At 33.5% G+C, this 18,323-nt stretch carries 13 protein-coding genes; 3 read left to right on the forward strand and 10 right to left on the reverse strand.

Going from position 1 to position 18,323, the window contains the following annotated elements:
* Positions 1-13: 13 nt before the first annotated feature.
* The 7 genes from V8G56_RS06090 to lysA form a co-directional block, all read right to left on the reverse strand.
* Positions 14-1,063, reverse strand: a complete 1,050-nt coding sequence (locus V8G56_RS06090; protein WP_395437533.1) for a proline iminopeptidase-family hydrolase — start codon at positions 1,061-1,063, stop codon at positions 14-16.
* 16 nt (positions 1,064-1,079) lie between these two features.
* Entirely contained in the window at positions 1,080-2,249 is a 1,170-nt protein-coding gene (locus V8G56_RS06095) for a dipeptidase (RefSeq protein WP_395437535.1), read from the reverse strand.
* A gap of 136 nt (positions 2,250-2,385) precedes the next feature.
* The gene (locus tag V8G56_RS06100; protein ID WP_395437536.1) at positions 2,386-3,246 is read right to left on the reverse strand and encodes an SDR family oxidoreductase; all 861 of its coding nucleotides are present in this window, start codon (positions 3,244-3,246) and stop codon (positions 2,386-2,388) included.
* Positions 3,247-3,271: 25 nt separating this feature from the next.
* Complete coding sequence (locus V8G56_RS06105; protein WP_395437537.1) at positions 3,272-4,147, reverse strand: ester cyclase; 876 nt, start codon at positions 4,145-4,147, stop codon at positions 3,272-3,274.
* A gap of 4 nt (positions 4,148-4,151) precedes the next feature.
* Entirely contained in the window at positions 4,152-5,498 is a 1,347-nt protein-coding gene (locus V8G56_RS06110; RefSeq protein ID WP_395437538.1) for an MFS transporter, read from the reverse strand.
* A gap of 297 nt (positions 5,499-5,795) precedes the next feature.
* Positions 5,796-6,524, reverse strand: coding sequence for a hypothetical protein (locus V8G56_RS06115; RefSeq protein ID WP_395437539.1), 729 nt, complete (start codon positions 6,522-6,524; stop codon positions 5,796-5,798).
* Positions 6,525-6,834: 310 nt separating this feature from the next.
* Positions 6,835-8,070: a diaminopimelate decarboxylase gene (gene lysA, locus V8G56_RS06120; protein ID WP_395437540.1), complete on the reverse strand. Its 1,236-nt coding sequence runs from the start codon at positions 8,068-8,070 to the stop codon at positions 6,835-6,837.
* Between the two features lie 203 nt (positions 8,071-8,273).
* Here lysA and sucC point away from each other — a divergent pair, with 203 nt between their 5' ends.
* The gene (gene sucC, locus V8G56_RS06125) at positions 8,274-9,464 is read left to right on the forward strand and encodes an ADP-forming succinate--CoA ligase subunit beta (protein WP_395437541.1); all 1,191 of its coding nucleotides are present in this window, start codon (positions 8,274-8,276) and stop codon (positions 9,462-9,464) included.
* Positions 9,465-9,677: 213 nt separating this feature from the next.
* Positions 9,678-9,986 carry a hypothetical protein gene (locus tag V8G56_RS06130; RefSeq protein ID WP_395437542.1) on the forward strand — a complete coding sequence of 103 codons (309 nt, stop codon included), beginning with the start codon at positions 9,678-9,680 and terminating at the stop codon, positions 9,984-9,986.
* Positions 9,987-10,021: 35 nt separating this feature from the next.
* On the opposite strand, the gene V8G56_RS06135 is transcribed toward V8G56_RS06130, so the two are convergent.
* On the reverse strand, positions 10,022-10,282 hold the full coding sequence (locus V8G56_RS06135; protein WP_331630165.1) for a DUF1456 family protein: 261 nt from the start codon (positions 10,280-10,282) through the stop codon (positions 10,022-10,024).
* A 370-nt stretch (positions 10,283-10,652) separates the two neighbouring features.
* Between V8G56_RS06135 and V8G56_RS06140 the strand changes: the two genes are divergently transcribed.
* On the forward strand, positions 10,653-11,060 hold the full coding sequence (locus V8G56_RS06140) for a TerB family tellurite resistance protein (protein ID WP_331630167.1): 408 nt from the start codon (positions 10,653-10,655) through the stop codon (positions 11,058-11,060).
* Positions 11,061-11,122: 62 nt separating this feature from the next.
* On the opposite strand, the gene uvrB is transcribed toward V8G56_RS06140, so the two are convergent.
* Entirely contained in the window at positions 11,123-13,126 is a 2,004-nt protein-coding gene (uvrB, locus tag V8G56_RS06145; RefSeq protein ID WP_395437543.1) for an excinuclease ABC subunit UvrB, read from the reverse strand.
* A gap of 27 nt (positions 13,127-13,153) precedes the next feature.
* Positions 13,154-18,259, reverse strand: a complete 5,106-nt coding sequence (locus tag V8G56_RS06150) for a T9SS type B sorting domain-containing protein (RefSeq protein ID WP_395437544.1) — start codon at positions 18,257-18,259, stop codon at positions 13,154-13,156.
* Between the last annotated feature and the right edge of the window lie 64 nt (positions 18,260-18,323).

The raw sequence follows: 18,323 nt of genomic DNA on the forward strand, positions 1-18,323 counted from the left end.
TTTATAAATGTAATCAGAAAGTTTTATTGTCTACATCTTTTATAAATTTAATTAAACCATTGAAATAAGTTTCAGGGTCGTCATATTGTGAACAATGGGCGCCATTGGTAGTTACACTGCGGCCTCTTTGTACTTCTGTACTCATCCATTCCATATATTTAGGATCCATAGTATCATATTTTCCACCAATCATGAGGGTTGGGATGCTTAATTCTTTGAGCCTGCTTGAAACGTCCCAGCCTTTTAAGGTGGCATTACCAGTCACACCAAATTCACTATAGCCTTGCATATAGATGTAAATGTTAGGGTTGAGGTGTGAAAAGGCACGATTGATAAATTCTGGCCATTCATTTAAAGGAAGATGTAATACATGTTCTGTATAATAATATTGAGTCACTAATTCAGCGTATCTTGGATTTGAAAAATCTTCTTTTGCTTCCATGTCCTTAATTTCTTTGTACACTTCTGGCGGTAGCTGAGGTCCTAATACTTCCGCTGCATATTTTTCATAGGCTGGTATGCTTGCCATCATATTGGATATAATCAAACCTTTTAGATGATCTTGGTGTTTTAATGCGTATTCCATGGCCAATATGCCACCCCAGGACTGACCAAAAAGGTAGAAATTGCTATTGTCCATATGTAATGCCTTACGGACTTGCTCAACTTCTTCAACAAAATGTTCTGTTGTCCAAAGGGTTGAATCATTTGGTTTGTCGCTGTAGTAAGAATCCAATTGATCATAATAAATATATTCAATACCTTCTTTAGGTAAATAACCATCAAAATTTTCAAAGAATTCGTGGGTACCACCCGGCCCTCCATGAAGCAACAAAACTTTTATTTTAGGATTGTTCCCCACCCGTTTTGTCCACACATTAAAAGTGCCTTTAGGAGTAGTAATAGGTATCATTTTAATACCTCCGGTTTTTTGGTCCTCACTTTTTGAATAATCCAAATAGCTTGGATCACATTCTTTTTCTATAGGAGATTGTTTTTTCTCATTGCAGCTAACAACAAGAAGAAGTAATGATAATAGAACATAAAAAAAGGTATTTTTCATAGGGTTTATTTTATGGTTATTTTAATTCATTGGCTTTTAATACCCGTAAAAGGTTTTTACCTAATATTTTATTAATGTTTTGTTGACTATAACCTCTTTCAACTAAAGCTTTTGTTATAAGAGGATAAGTTGATACATCATCTAATCCTTGAGGTGTCAGATTAATACCGTCAAAATCTGAACCAATACCAACATAATCAGTACCAACTAATTTTACTATATAATCAATATGGTCAATTAGCATGGATAATGGAGGACGCATAGCCGTTGATTCGTTCGTGTATTTTTTATAAAGGTAATCCATAGAGTACCACTCATCTGTTCCGCTTTTCATTAATGAATCCAATTCTGACTGATGCTTTGCTAAAAAGGCTTTTTCTTTTTCCTCAAAACTGGGGTCAATAAAACCCGGATGAAAATTTACTTGTATAACCCCACCATTTTTAGCAATGGCTTTTATTTGTTCATCATTTAAGTTGCGTTGATGCTTGCATAAGGCATATACAGAGCTATGTGAAGCTATTATAGGTTTTGTAGTTGTGTTTATAACGTCTGAAAATGTTTGTACACCCACATGACTAACATCTATCATCATTCCCAATTGGTTCATTTTATGAATGACTTGTTTTCCAAAATCTGTAAGGCCTTGATGTGGTAAATCTTTTGTAAATGTCTCGTCAAAAGCACTGCTGGCCCAATCTGTTGAATTGTTCCATGTAAGGGTCATGTATCTTGCGCCACGATTATATAAAACTTCTAATTTTTCTAAATCATTTTCTATCATGTGTCCACCTTCAACCCCAAACATAGCCGCTATTTTGTTTTGCTTTACAGCCTCTAGTAATTCTTTGGTATTGGCAACTTTTACTATTTTATCTGGATTTCGTTTGACTACTACATCCAAAGAATCCATTTGTAGATTGGCATAATTAAAGGGATTCACTTTAGTCCCATCACAAAACACAGAAAAAATTTGAACATCAAGACCTCCTTCTTTCCATCGAGCTAAGTCACTATGGGTTTTTCCTTTTAAATTGCTATCCATCAAAAGGCCATCGTCTACCATTTTCATCAAGATATCATTATGCGTATCTATTAAAATGGCATTATTATGAATTTCTTTATAGGATTGAGCCATAGATTGCTGTGTAAAACTAAGAATGATGATTATGATTTTTATTTTCATTTATTTTGAACTGATTAACTTGAGGTTAAATTTAACATATGAATTATAGAAAGGTAAAAAAATAATTGTCTTTATAATAGAAAACAATATCCAATAACGCCTGTATTTCTGATACGAATGGTTTCTTTATCAATAATTATCTGGCATTTAAACCAAAGTCTTGCTCAACAGATTGATACCAGTCTTCATCACTCGCAGCATTCCAGTCTATCCATTGTTCATCAGACATGGAAGCACGCCATTGTATAAATGGTTCTGAATCTGGCCCTACTGGATGTCTTAATTTCCAGGTGTTACTTTCAGAAATTTCCAATATCTTTTCAGCTACCAGAGTTGGGGGTGTTGGCGTTTTAAGCGAAGCTGCAAAAAGACCTCCAAAACGATTTACCTGAGGATAAATAGATTTACTTACCAATGCTCCCTTAATGTCCTGAGCCATTTGTGTATTTATAATACCGGGTTCAACTATGGCCACTCTAATATTAAATGGTTTTACCTCCTGTGCCAAGGCTTCACTAACTGCTTCCAGGGCAAATTTACTCGCCGCATAAGCACCTAAGGGACTGTTTGAAATATGACCAGCAACTGAGGCCACATTTATAATACAGCCTTTCCGATTCTTTCTCATTATAGGAAGCAAGCTTTTAGTGCATCTGAGTACTCCAAAATAATTGGTCTCCATAATCGATTTAAAATCCTCCATGCTCAATTCTTCTACAGAACCATGACGTTCTATTCCAGCATTATTGACTAATACATCTACTTTGCCATGTTCATTAATGATGGCCTCTATGCACTTTTTTACTGATGCATCAGAGTCAACATTCATTTCAGATATGCTAATATCAAGCGATTCATTTTTTATTATTTCCTTGAAATCACTGGCCATTACAGTATTGCGCATCGTGGCAAATACTTTATAGCCGGCTCTTCCAAAGGCAAGAGCCGTTTCAAGGCCAATGCCTTTACTTGTTCCAGTTACTAAAACTGTTTTCATTTTTGGTTGGTTTTATAGTGTTTTTTTATTTCTTGCTGATATCAGCCAGTTTTTTGGTGTCAACATACTGTTGAAAGGCAACAACTTTCCCGTCTTTAAGAGTCCAAAGATGTGCCGCTTGTACATCGAATATCACTCCATTCTTTTTTAATTTACCCTGATAGCGTAAGGTGGCAAGTACCTGATTATTTGACATATCATGAAGTTCTATATTAGCCAGATTAAAATACTCATGATCTGCACCTACACGAGCAAAAACACCATTTAAAACGGCCTCAGGCCCAATGTATGGATTACCATCTGCATAGGCATTACCTTCAGCTTCATTCCAAATCACATTGGCATCTAGGGCAGCTAGTACATTGGGGATCTCTCCCGCACCAAATGCATTATAAAGACCGTTTATAATACCCACATTTTCGGGATTGGATAGTATGCCTAATTGCTGAAGGAATACCATGTTATCCATAAAGTCTTGTTCTTGAGCAATTTTTCCATCTTTCATCTTTACTAATGTGACACCTTCAACATTTACAGATTTACCAGTGGCAGGAATACCAAAAAATTCTCCGGAATGTGTTCCTTTAAAGTTCCAATGTTTTACTATTTTATCACCTTGACCAAAAACATCAGCCAGAGTAAACTCAACATCAGAAAAGCCGGTTACAAAGTTTGAATAATAGTCTTTAAAACCTTCAATACCCACAATATTTTCCGGACTCATAACTAATGTAATATCTTCTGTAAAATGCGTATCATTAATAAGGTCTAAATTCCCTTTGTTAATAATTTCATCCCAGGTACTCGAATACATTTTAATGTTTTTTTCAACTTTGGCATTTTCACAGGAGGTGAGGCTAATTAATAGAATTGTAAGAAATAATTTAATTGAATTTTTCATAGGTTTAAATTTTAAATTGATTTATAGTTTCTCTTTGTTTTTTGAAATTAATAAATTTTATAAAAACGATGGTAAGCAATGGTGAAATGGCGGTGATTATTAAGACATAATCCCAGGACATCATTTCTTTAAAAGTTCCAACAAGGCCTGAGCCAACGGCTCTTCCCATATTAGAAAGTGCCATAAATAGGGTGAATTGAGTTGCGGCAACTACTTGCCAACATAATTTCATACTAGCAGCGAACATGGCAATACAGAGGAAGGTATAGAATAAATAATAAAGCAAAATAAACCCAAATACAAATGTGTCATTTTTCCAAAAATCAGGTAATAGAGCAAATCCACCTATCAAAAGAGTTGTTATAATTAGATAAATAAGAATCATTTTTTTATCGCCAAAAAAATCAACTAAAGCACCACCCGCAAACATGCCAAAAAAGCCACCAACTAATGTGGTTATAGAATATACTTGGGAAAAGGATGTATTAGTCCAACCCAGTTCTTGAATCGTAAAAATTGGTAAAAGAGTATCAATTAAACCATACATAGTACCACTAATTACTGTCGCAATGCCCATAATAATGGTTGATGGTAAAATAATTACCTTAAAAAGGCTTTTAAAAATTTCTTTCCAGCTTCCTAGTTGTGCTTTTTTCGAATCATCTGATGCTTCTCCTGCCATCCAAGGCATTATTTTTTCACCAGGACGTTCTCTAAAGAAAATAGGAACTAGTATAATAAAAGCAACGGCAATAGATAAAGAAGAAATGGCTATTGTAAAACCTAAAATATTTATTAAACTGGTTCCAATGACTACAGACAAGGAGGTACCAATAATTTTTGTTCCCCACATTAAGCCATTAGCTCTGGCTTGCTCATTAATAGGGACCACGTCTATAACCATTCCATCTGTTGCTACGTCCTGAAAAGCTCCAAAAAAGCTAATAAAAAAACCAGCAATCATGAGTCCATTTAAATTATTTAAAGGGTCGTGTACTAGACCAATTGCTAAAAAAGAAACTATAAGACCCAATTGCCCAAAGATTACCCAAGGACGTTTTCTTCCCATGGATAAAATGGTAAAGCGGTCCATTAAAGGAGCTATCAAAACTTTAAAACTCCATGGTATTCCAATTACTGCTACAAAACTTGCAATTTCAACCGGTGTTTTATTATTCATTGCTAACCAAGCAGGTATAGCAAAATAGGTGATTCCTTCTGGAATTCCCTGGGCGAGATATAAAGCTGAAAACGTTAAATATCTTAAAACGGAGTTTTCAGTTAAGAATAAATGATCCTTTTTAGATTCTGTGTCATCAACGATGTCAATAGATTCATTTTGTAGTTTCAAATTGGTTTATTTTGGTTGGTTAATAGATTGTTTTTTTAATTATTTTAAAACAAAATCAAAAATAATCTGTACAATTTGAATAAAAATATAAGAACATTAATTCCCTTTTAAGGAATTTTGAGAGTTTCATATGTTGTCTTTTTATTTTTGCTACAAATAAGACTTGAGGAGTTGTTAAATCTAATTAATATTTTTGAAATATTGAAATTTTGTCATGAAAATTAAAAGAAGTTCAACAATTGTTGAACTTCTTTTAAAATTTAAGTGTATTGAATTTACCATCAATATGAATAATAGTTAAAAGGACAGTTCTTCATTTAATGAATATATATAAGACCAGTCACTTGAAACAGAAGCTCTCATTTTTGCTCTTAAGGCATCTGTTTTGGCTTTGCCATTGGCTTTTTCATAAATATTCCATACACCATCACGATCCACATCTAGGTCAGCAAAATTCTTGAATGGAACTGCTACGAAATAATTGGCTCCTTCAGGAGCTCCACCTTGAACATTGTACCATGTTCCTCTGGCATCACCTTCTGCTTTTTTAGTGGCAGCTGTCAATTCTCCAACAACCTCTCTAAAACTTCCGGAGTTGCTAGTTTTTGCATTATAAACCCAAACAACTTTGGTGTCCTGAGGCATGCCAGTTGATCTGCTAATGTCAGGCATGGAACGGGCAATATTATAATTAACACTTTTTACATGTGGCATAATTAAGTTTACAACGGCCATCCTACATTCCTTTCCGGCGGCATCACCATCTTTATCCATTTCTGCCCAGTTAGCCATGGTGCTAGTCATGGTGTATACTGTGCCCTCGCCTTGAACACGTTTCCACATATTCCATGGGTCTTTCCCATCATTGTCTTTATAACATTTCTTCCATGATTTAACACCTTCAACAAATTGGGCATTATGACCTGGTTTTACAGTGATTTCTGATAAGTTTATTAAAAAAGCTTCATTTCCTTGTGATACAGCAAAAAATGGAAGTAATAACAATGCATAAAATAATTTTCTCATAATTTTAGTTGGTTTTAATTGTTAATATATAATTAAGTGTTAGATCTTGGTCTAACGTAAAAATCCAAAATTTAAATCAATTTGGGGCACCATCAGTTTATTTCACCGATTGTGTAGCACGCAAAATATTAAATCATTATCAACTTAATTTTTGCTTTAACATATTAATAGGGAGATGTTAAAGATAGCATTTTTTTTTATTTTTCAATATTTTTCTGTTTTTTTTCAAAATATTAAAATGAAAGGTTTTTAATCATAAAAAAAAAGACCCAAAACGTGTTGAGTCTTTTGAACTAAAAAGGGATAATGCTTAACCTACCAAAACCTTATCTTCTTTAGATTTAAAATCAATTTCTACTTGATTTTTTAATATATCATCAAAGGTTTCCCGCTGTCTGATTAAATGGGCTTTTTTATTATGCCATAATATTTCAGCAGGACGATATCTGGAGTTATAATTGCTAGACATTGAGAAACAATAGGCTCCGGCATTTTTAAAGCATAACACATCACCTTCATTAATTTCATTAATGCGTCGGTTATTACCAAACGTATCTGTTTCACAAATATATCCTACAACCGTGTAAAACCTTTCTCTACCTTTTGGATTTGAAATATTAATAATATCATGATGAGAACCGTACAGCATAGGTCTAATTAAATGGTTAAAACCAGAATCAACTTGTGCAAAGACGGTTGAAGTAGTTTGTTTAACCGCATTAACATGTGTTAAAAAGTAACCAGCTTCACTAACCAAAAATTTACCTGGTTCAAAAGCTAAGGTTAAATCTTTGCCGTATTCTTTACAGAAACTATTGAATTTTTCACTCAGCTTTTTACCCAATTCTTCAATATTGGTTTCAATATCTCCTATTTTATAAGGTACTTTAAAGCCAGAACCAAAATCAATAAATTCTAAGTTTTTAAATTGTTTCGCCGTTTCGAATAAAATTTCACTGGCGTATAAAAACACATCAATATCTAAAATGTCACTACCTGTATGCATATGAATGCCATTGATGTTCATTTTAGTGTTTTCAATAATGCGTAATAAGTGTGGTATTTGATGAATAGAAATTCCGAATTTTGAATCTATATGACCAACAGAAATATTACTATTTCCACCAGCCATAACATGTGGATTTATTCTTATACAAACAGGAATGTGTGGATGTTTGGTTCCAAATTGTTCTAAAATAGATAAGTTATCAATATTAATTTGAACACCTAATTTTGTAGCTTCTTCAATTTCACTTAAGGAAACACCATTAGGTGTAAAAATAATTTGTTCTGGTAAAAAACCTGCAGCTAATCCTAACTGAACCTCTTGAATTGAAACGGTGTCAATGCCTGCACCAAGTATATTAAAGTATTTCAATACTGAAATATTAGAAAGGGCTTTTACTGCATAATTTATTTTGAGATGTTTCACCTCTATAAAGGCATCAGTTAAACGTTTATATTGAAAGGCTATTTTTTCAGCATCATAAACATAAACTGGGCTTCCAAAATTTTCTGCTATTTTAAGTAATTGAGAATTCAACATGAGATACTTCTATTTTTTAGCAAAGGTATTTTTTTTACTTAATTTAAAAATAATTAATTAAATTATTTCACATATTAAACAAAATGTTAAATAATTAACAAAAATAAAATGAGTAAAAACTTATAATGGGATTACTAAATAAAACATTAGCGTAATTAATAGGTATTCTATACATTTGTTGTTCTTAAAATATTAAGCAAATTATGAATTTACACGAATATCAAGGTAAAGAAATATTAAGCAGTTTTGGCGTGCGTATTCAACGTGGTATTGTAGCTCAAAATGCTCACGAAGCGGTGGCAGCTGCCAAACATTTAACTACTGAAACAGGGACTAGTTGGTATGTTATCAAAGCGCAGGTTCATGCTGGTGGCCGCGGAAAAGGGGGTGGCGTGAAACTTGCAAAAAACCTCAAAGAAGTTGAAGAAATTGCAGGTAAAATGATTGGGATGAACTTAATAACACCGCAAACATCTGCTAAGGGGAAAAGAGTTCATCAAGTGTTGGTTGCAGAAGACGTTTATTATCCTGGAGAAAGTGAAACAGATGAATTCTATATGTCTGTTTTGTTAAATCGCGGTACTGGAAGAAATATGATTATGTATTCTACTGAAGGTGGAATGGATATTGAAGCTGTTGCAGAAAAAACGCCACATTTAATTTTTACTGAAGAAATTGATCCAAGTGTTGGTTTGATGCCATTTCAGGCACGACGTATTGCTTTTAATTTAGGCTTATCTGGAAATGCATTCAAGGAAATGACAAAATTTGTTTCTAATCTTTATACCGCATATGTGAAATCTGATTCGTCATTATTTGAAATTAATCCTGTTTTAAAAACAAGTGATAACAAAATAATGGCTGTTGATGCAAAGGTTACTATTGATGATAATGCTTTATACAGACATAAGGATTATGTTGATTTACGCGATTTACGTGAAGAAAACCCAATTGAAGTTGAAGCTAAAGAAGTAGGATTAAACTATGTGGATTTAGATGGAAATGTAGGTTGTATGGTAAATGGTGCTGGTTTAGCTATGGCAACTATGGATTTAATTAAACAAGCAGGAGGAGAGCCAGCTAACTTTTTAGATGTAGGTGGTACGGCAGATGCGGCGCGCGTTGAAGCTGCTTTTAGAATCATACTTAAAGATCCAAACGTGAAAGCTATTTTAATTAACATATTTGGAGGCATTGTTCGCTGTGATCGTGTGGCTCAAGGTGTTATCGATGCCTACAAGAATATGGGTAATATTAATGTTCCTATTATTGTGAGATTACAAGGTACTAATGCAGATATTGCTAAAAAATTAATTGATGAATCTGGTTTAGCTGTATTAAGTGCTACGCAGTTTCAAGAAGCGGCAGATAAGGTACAACAAGTTTTAGCTTAAAATTAATTAACTTATTATATAAAAGGTCAGTACAATCAGTACTGACCTTTTTCGTTTTTAATAGTTTGCCAAGACCGTTGAGTATGAAATTTTTTGGGTTAAAGAATTGTTAAAAGATGATTTTGATGTAACATTTATAATTTAAAGCAGTCTATAAAGTATAAATCAATTAAAAATCAAACAATTATGAAAACAATCAAAACTTTATTGCTAATGGTAGCCATTACCTTTAGCACTGTATTATTCGCAGGAACGACCCCAAAAACAGAAGATCCTTCTAGTTTAACTAAAGAAATTTCCGAACTATTGAAAAATGCCAGGTTTGATGTGGAACAAGACGTTGAAGCCATTGTTACAATTACATTTAACAAATACGATGAAATTGTAGTGTTATCTGTAGAAACTGAACATGCTGAATTTAAAAGATTTATTGAAAATAGATTAAATTATAGCAAAGTATCAGCTTCTTTGGTTCACGAAAGTGAACACTATATAGTACCAGTAAGATTAACTAAGAAATAAATAAGTTAAAATTTATTTGTAAAAAGCTTCTGTAATCAGGAGCTTTTCTTTTTTTGAATTGTTTTTTCTTCTTTTTTAGGCATCGGACCTCTTAAATGAATAACTAAACCATTTAGAAAATTCCTTAATATTTGGTCTCCGCATTCCATGTATTTGGGATGGTCTTCACTTCTGAAAAAAGCACCCAGTTCACTTTTTGAAATTCTAAAATCAACAAGTTCTAAAATCTTAACAATATCATCATCTCTAAGTTTCAACGCAACACGCAATTTTTTTAAAATATCATTATTTGTCATGGCTTTAATTTATAAAAGTAGAACTAATTATTTTTAACAAAATTAATTGAATACTCAGCGTTTTCTAGCGTTTTTGTGATTTTTATATAGAAGTTAAAAAATTTATAGGATTTTATCCGCGATCCTTAATAATTTAAAAATAGTAAAACATTGATATTCAGCACTATAAAATTTAAAATTATTAATGTTAAATGTTAATTTTGATCAAGAAATAAAAATGTTTTTTTAAAATAAAATGAAAATATATGATGAAATAAATAAAATTACCGATGAATAAACCCAGTGTTTTCGATAAGTTACATAATATCGACGATTATAAAAGTGAAGTACTGTTGTAACTTTATAGTGTAATTAATTAATCCCTCTAATTATGATAAACCGGGTCGAAAAGTTAAGTTTATTATCGGAAATGATAGCATTTGCGAAGTATGATAAAGACATTAAGAATATAGAATATAATTTTTTATTAGGTGTTGCAAAACAACTTGAAATTTCAAGAGAAGATTTTGATTATTTAATAGAAAACCCTATTAATTATATTCATTTAAAAAGTCATAGTGAAAGAATTGTTCAATTTCACCGTTTGGTTTTACTAATGAATATTGAAAACAACGGGGACGCCAATTCATCTGGAGTTATTAAGTTATACAATTTTGGACTTAGAATGGGATTAAGCCATGAATCGATTACAAAAGTCCTTTATTTAATGGAAAGTTTTCCTAATAAGATCGTTCCACCAGACGTATTAATAGATATTTTTAAAACACAATATAATTAGAAAATTTACTTAAATTAATTTTGAAGAGTAACCTCTCGATAGGGTTTTTAAAAGCTAAACGCTTAAACGTTTAGCTTTTCTAATTTTTGCTGGTATCCCTTTATTTCATCCCTTAATCGGGCAGCTATAATAAAGTCTAATGCTTTGGCTGCTTCTTCCATAAGTTTCCGCTTTTCACGTATTTTCTTTTCCAATTCAGGTTTACTTAAATAGGCGCTTTCTGGTTCTGCAGCCTTTAAAGCATCCAATTCATATTTGTACGTGCTTACTGAGTTTTTTGTTAAGGCATTATCCAAACTTTTATTTAATGCTTTTGGTGTAATATTATTTTTGATGTTGTAAGCTATTTGTTTTTCTCTTCTATAATTAGTCTCATCAATCGTTTTTTGCATGCTATTAGTTATTTTATCGGCATACATGATGGCTTTTCCATTCAAGTTTCTGGCAGCTCTACCAACGGTTTGTGTCAATGAACGAGCCGATCTCAAAAATCCTTCTTTATCTGCATCTAAAATAGCTACTAAAGAAACTTCGGGTAAATCTAATCCTTCACGTAAAAGGTTAACACCAACTAGGACATCAAAAAGCCCTTTACGCAAGTCTTGCATGATTTCTACACGTTCTAAAGTGTCTACATCGCTATGAATATAACGGCATCTTATTTGAATCCTGTCTAAATATTTCGTTAATTCTTCAGCCATGCGTTTAGTAAGCGTAGTCACTAAAGTGCGTTCACTTTTTTCAACGCGCTGTTGAATTTCTTCTATTAAATCATCTATTTGGTTTAAGCTTGGACGTATTTCAATAACCGGATCTAATAATCCTGTTGGGCGAATCACTTGTTCCACATAAATTCCATCTGATTTTTGTAATTCATAATCTGCTGGTGTGGCGCTCACATAAATTACCTGATTTTGTATGGCTTCAAATTCTTCAAATTTTAAAGGTCTGTTGTCCATTGCAGCGGGCAATCTAAAACCGTATTCTACTAAATTTTCTTTTCTGCTTCTGTCTCCTCCATACATGGCATGGACCTGAGAAATGGTGACATGACTTTCATCTATCACCATTAAATAATCTTCAGGAAAATAATCTAATAAACAGAAAGGACGTGTGCCAGGTTGCCTACCGTCTAAATATCTGGAGTAGTTTTCAATACCAGAACAGTAACCTAATTCACGAATCATTTCTAAATCGAATTCGGTACGTTCTTTAAGTCGTTTTGCTTCCAGATGTTTTCCAATTTCTTTAAAATAATCATGTTGCTTTACTAAATCGTCCTGTATTTCTTTAATGGCATTTTGTAACACATCCGGAGAGGTTACAAACATATTGGCAGGATAAATGGTTAGTAAATCATATTTTTCAATCACGTGATTGGTTTGAATATTAAAGGATTCCATGTCTTCAATCTCATCACCAAAAAAATGAATTCTAAAAGCATCATCGGCATAACTGGGGAAAATATCAACCGTATCTCCTTTTATTCTAAAATTACCATGATTAAATTCTCCTTCGGTTCGCGAATATAAACTTTGAACTAACTGATGAAGTAATTTTGTTCTTGAAATAATCTGATCACGCTTTAAGGTAATGACATTTTTTTGAAATTCCACCGGATTCCCAATACCATAAATACAAGACACAGAAGCTACTACTAATACATCGCGACGACCAGAAAGCAGTGAAGAAGTGGCGCTTAAACGCATCTTCTCAATCTCTTCATTAATGGATAAATCTTTTTCTATATATACACCAGAAACGGGTATATAAGCCTCTGGTTGATAGTAATCATAATAGGATACAAAATACTCTACAGCATTATTTGGAAAAAATTGTTTGAATTCAGAATATAACTGAGCCGCCAAGGTTTTGTTATGTGCTAAAACTAAGGTTGGTTTTTGGATTTCTTCAATAACATTGGCAATAGTAAACGTTTTGCCAGAACCTGTGACACCAAGTAAGGTCTGGTATTTCTCATGAGAATTTATGCCATTGACAAGCTGAGAGATGGCTTGAGGCTGGTCTCCGGTCGGACTAAATTCTGATTCAATTTTAAATTGCATTTTGCAAAATTACACAAAATATATGGGTTAACGTTTTAAAGTAAAATGTCCCATAAAATCTCTGCCATCTTCCAATAGTATCTTGAACCAATAGTCATCGTTTGGCAATAAATGGCCGTTAAAGGTTCCATCCCATCCATTACTCAAGGGGTTTAGTTGTTTTAGTAATTTTCCGTAACGATCAAATATGAAGATATTACTATTAGGTTGAAACTGAGAGCTAAGCCCTTGAATTTGCCAAAAATCATTGTTTCCATCATTATTTGGTGTGAAGAATTTTGGGTATCCAATAATTGATATTTCAAGAAATGTTGTGCCACAGCCGTTTTTATCTCTAACATATAATTTATAGAGGCCTCCTTTTATATGATTAAAGACTAAATCGTCTTGATAATTAAAAAAGTTTTCATCCTGTAATGTTGAAGAAGCGTCTTCTAAGGCATATTCATAATCACCTAGACCTAAACCAGAATCAGTAATGATAAGGCTATTGTTATCTGAGATGTCAATAATGCTAATATCATTTTTTGTAATGGTAGCCAATTCTGAAGCATTCACAAAAACATCTTTGGTTCTGGAGCATCCGGTTCCATCTGTTTTCGTTAAAGTAACAGAATAAGTGCCCGGTGTGGAAACAGATAAGGTTGAAGTATTTGAAAGTTGCGTGCCATCTTGAAATGTCCATTCATAATCAAATACTTCTGAGGGATTATCTTCGAGCGGGTCTAAAATAACTGTAAATGTAGGGTCTGAAGAGCAAACAATTTGCGGGGTGTCAATTGAGAATTCTGGTAATGGGTTCACGGTCAATTCAATAGTAGTTGATGCTCTACATGAGGTGTTTATAGGATTTATTACTTCTACTTGAATCTTTTGTGAGCCTGATATTAGCGGGTTTGGTAATGATGGACTATTCATAACAAGATTGCCGTATTCGTCAACATAATCAAAATAAACTTCCATTCCAGTTTGTCCTTGCAGAATCGTATTTATATAGGTTGAAGTATCAAAAGGATATAGACCATCATTATCTATGTCATCTGCATCACCATCACACACAATTTGAGGAGAAACTGGATTTGCAGCGGGTTGAACATCTACAATAAATTCCAGAGTGATTTCATCATAACAAGGACCATCTGGTGCAGAAGTAACATTGTTAGTCACTCGAATGGTAATAATTTGGCTAGTAGTTATAAATGGATTTGGCAACGGGCTTGGTAGCATATTCCCATTTTCATCATAATAGGTGATGGTTACATCGGCTGGGTTTTGTGAACCAAGTAAGATACTTTCTATTTGAGAGGTGTCAAAAGGATAGGATAGTTGTGAGTCTGACGTGTCATAATCACATTGTCTTTGCATTGTCACTGGGTTTGCATATGGTAAGGACTCAACAATCAATAAATTTTTAAACTCTTTCAAGCCAAGGCAATTGTTTCCCAAATCACTTTTTACACGCACCCAAATATTTTGAGAGTCGCGAGAATTGCTGTTTTCGTGGCTAGCTATGTTAATAATTTCATTAATTTCCAATTCAGCATCTAATTGTGTTTCGTAAAAATAAACTGTTACATTAATAGAAGAAAAAACGACATTTGTAATATGATTTTGTATTGCAGTCAAGTCAAACGTTGAGACGCCATCCCTAAGGTCAAGGCCGTCATCACATTGGTAAATAGAATTTGGGTTATATAAATCTAAAGCAGCACTGGAAGGTGTAACTTCTAATGTAAGGGGCACAACCCTTAAACAACCATTGGTGTTTTCAACTCTAATCCAAACGGTTTCGAGTATAAAGCCTAATGCATCCTGGTAACTTGCGGGGTTAGCAATTGCTATGCCATCGGAGAGCGCTTCATTCTGATCTTTGTAGTACTTGAAAGTAAGTCCTTCTGTTATATAATTTGAATTGATTTCTTCCTTAATACTATTTAAGGTCAGATTAAAAAATGCTTGCCCATCATTTGAGGCATCATCACACTGTGAATAGGTGCTTGGATTATTAACTGTAGGTAACGAATTAACCGTTAATGTTATTTCATTTGAATAAATTCCACAGATATTATCCGTTCTATTTAAAAAAGCCCTGTATTTGTAATTGTTATATGTTAACGGCACTGCTAAAACATTTAAATTACTGGTTGATGAGCCACTGTAAAGTGCATTATCTGTTATAGGATTCCAATTGTTACCATCATCTGTACTGAGCTCCCATTTGATGATATCTACTGGACTACTAATTACAGAAATAACAGTATCAGATGTATCACATACTTCAGTATCCAATGGTTGGGTAGTGATTATTATGGTTCCGTCAATTAAATAGATGCTATTTGGTAAAGTGTACCCATCTCTTGCATTAATAACTAGACCTTGTCCTTTAGCAATATCAGCTGTTAAATCAACTAAAGCTATGCTATCACCTAAAAAATCATCATTATTCCCATCCGAAAAACCAGCTTCAATAACATCGCTGCATCCATCTCCGTCACTATCTAAATCGATATAACTAAAAATAGTATCCCCATCTAAATCATTAAGTGTATATCCAATCATATTGCTATCAGGACTAGTTTCAGCAGTATCTACCCAACCATTAATTCCAAATGGAACTCCGGTATCTACAATTCCATTTAAATCGGTGTCAGATAAAAGGCCTAATTGTCCAGTTTCTATTAAATCTGTAATGCCATCATTATCACTATCCAGATCATAAAAATCTGGAACGGTATCGCCGTCAGTATCAAGAGGTGTTCCAGCTATATCATACATATCGTCCAAACCATTAAAGTCTACATCAACCCCAGAAAGTGGTTGAAGGATTCCTGTGTTTTCAATAAAGTCAGGAATGCCATCGTTATCGCTATCTAAATCTAATGCATCTTCAATACCATCAAAATCATTATCATTTGCGACACAAGTAGCTGTTAGTTTGAAAGTTGCCTGATTACTGTTAGTGTCGGATGTGTTTTTGTGAATATAGGTAAAGGCATCAACACCATTTGCCGAAAAACTAAACGTGCCAGTTCCTAAAGCTAAAGATGTTCCATTAAGTTTAAAACGTATTTCGAAAGCAGAAATTTGAGTTATTCCAGTTTCATAAACACCATCGAAATTAGTATCGACTAATAACTGGTCATCTGGATCTAAAAGGGTAATTGTTTTTGTGTTCGGTACCCGAATAATAAACTCTTCATCGTTGGTGAGTAAACCGTTACCTAACGCTGTGGAGGTTGCGTATTCAAATAATAAATTAAGTTTTTTGTTAAAATTTAAATCATAGGCTACACTGGTTTCTAATGTGCCATTTTTACTTGGAGTTTCACTCATAAAAGTGCCATCTGCAGTCCCAATAAAAGATGTTGAGGACACATTGCCATTGGGAGCAACTAAACCTGTATAAGTGTAGTTCCCAACAGTAATAGTGCCACCATTACTGTTTAATAAATTAATTTCTTGATTGCCATTAGATTCGGTACAATTCAAAATACCATCATTATCATTATCAATATCAATATTATCGGGAATACCATCATTATCAATATCATCGGGACAAATGCTTACAGGTACTTCTAGTGATTCTAATGTAAGACCAGAGCAGTTTAATTTTCCAATTAATTTATAGGTACCAGAATCAATAGGTACATATTGTAATGCATTAGAACCAGTTGATACAAAACCAGAGCCTGAGCCATCATCAAAAAACCATTCAATACTGTCAAAGTTGCCCATGTTCGCGACTTCTAAGGTTAAATTATTTCCTATACAAATCCCTAATGTTACAAATGACGTATCAAAATTTATTTCAGGCGCCGTTGGAAAGCCAGAATAGAAACTACCAGATGTTGCTGCGCCATTATAGTTGAAATACGCACAATATAATTCGTCATCACATTGCACAGATACGTTGCCATTTAGGCCAAGAACTTTATAGGTCACATAATCTGATTTACCGGTTACGGTGCTAGGACCTATTGTTGAAAAATTTGAAATAGGTGTGTTGTTAATAGTAACTGTTGCTCCAATTTTAGTGACTATTGAAACACCTCCTGAATATGTGGTACTTCCAATATTGTTTATATATGCTATATTGTCAAGGTTTCCACGTGTTTCACAACTTAGTGGAGGCACAAAAAACATCCCTTGATTAGCTTCGCTTGTAGTTGCTCCGATGCCTTGATAGGCAAACACAGGCTGGGATGTTGAGACATACATATTGCCATTGGCGCTGTATTGATTGCCCTCAATCACATAGTATTCATCCGCATTAATACTTGTAGTAGCATTACCATTTATACTTATGGATGTGTTATTTGAATGGGCTACAATTAAAACATTTTCCCAATCATTATTACCGTCACCTCTTACAAAAATATATTCAGTTCCAACCTTTGAGAGATCTACAATTTGATCAATACCATAATCTCTACCAGTGCCATTACTAAAACTCCCGTTTGCAGATCCACAATTAACCACAATAGGTTTATCAGAATTTACTAAACATCCTATTAATCCATCTCTATTAATGACACTATCATAACTATTTGTTGCGATGGTATAACTTTCTCCTTTATTCAAAATAGCCGTTACAGGTGTTGTTCCGGAGTAGTTTTTTATTATTAATCCTGAAGGAAGATTGTCAAAAGTAACTTGGGTATTATCCTCGGTTGCCATGATTGACACAAAATTTAAATAATTACTTTGCGGATTTTCATTAGTAAAACTTCCAATTCTAAAAGTATCTCCTAATGCTGCTAATCCTTTACTAACCAAGGCTCCTGCCTGTGCGCCACCACCTGCATTCATCCTCACGGATACATAAATTGGGGCTTCAGCTTCAATAATATAACCTCTGTCATTAACTACGGTACTTGTTATAGATGAGGGGATAAACAATTGACCATTTCCAGTTCCTACATAAATTTCTCGTGGATTTGTATTAGAAACAATACCTGTTATGTAGTTAGAGGTTGGTTGCCCCATGGGTTTAATGGTATAATTTATACTGACTGGACTTGGAGTCGAAATATAAATATATTGTTCCTCTGGGTTAGCATTTCCAAATTCAGCATTAGTTAATGGTGGAATAAAATGGGTTTTGCTTAATTGAGAAAAACTAAGGCTAGTCATAAAAAAACCTATGGAAAATAATAATGTTTTGAATAAGCTAAGGTTAACCATTTGAAAATTTAAA

It is taken from the genome of Gaetbulibacter aquiaggeris, from assembly GCF_044003965.1.
GTDB lineage: Bacteria > Bacteroidota > Bacteroidia > Flavobacteriales > Flavobacteriaceae > Yeosuana > Yeosuana aquiaggeris.